Source organism: Vibrio sp. 378 (assembly GCF_033339435.1).
On record NZ_JAWOUO010000471.1, the window covers coordinates 1 to 746 of the forward strand.

Consider the following 746-nt stretch of genomic DNA (forward strand, 5'->3'; position numbering starts at 1 on the left):
CTCTAGCAAGCCAGTCATCCTCTTCACAACTAGATATAAGGTCATCAAAAATCGCTTTCAAGGGACAAAATGAAAAAAATTTCAACGCGCCTATTAAAGACCTCAAATTAAGCTCGCTTTTCCTACGCGACAACAATACAAAGCCCACCTCTTACGGCGGGCTTATAAGCCGCAATTTTTATTTCCGAGATGGTTTACGCGCTTTCACCATCCCTTGCTCGGCCGATTTCTCTTGCTTCAACTTACGTTTTTCTTTCAAGCTTAACTGGGGTTGCTTCTTGTCTTTTTTACTCATGACTTCACCTCTATTTTACTGACATAACATACAGCTACACACCAGATGCGGTGGCGGTGGCGGTGATTGATGAATGATTTCGGTAATCACAAAGCAGCGGCGCTGGTTGAATATCTCGAGTTCTAAGACCTCATCCTGAGAACGTCCCAACAATCGGGAACCTAAGTACGAATCAACAGCTAGCATCCCCGCAAGAGGTTGGCTCTTACGTGAATCAACTAACGTCATGCGATATTGATAGGAGCGGTCAAGATCCACTAAGCGAACGGTGTCGCCAATCGCAATTCGGGCTAAGTTGCGACACTGGGTTTGCTGTTCGTAGGCTTCAAACAGCGACAGTAATCTTAGTGGTGATTGATAGGTTAAAAAGCGACTGGTTAACCACCAAGTTCGCAGCGCCAAGCAGTACGCAGTGAACCAGCGTTCAAACATGATATTTTCCTTCTTAATG

At 45.0% G+C, this 746-nt stretch carries 1 protein-coding gene; it reads right to left on the reverse strand.

Translation table 11 applies throughout. The features are described from left to right. Positions 1-310 precede the first annotated feature (310 nt). Positions 311-746, reverse strand: a 436-nt coding sequence (locus tag R7Q48_RS26995; protein WP_318133322.1) for a GreA/GreB family elongation factor, incomplete at its 5' end; no start/stop codon positions are given.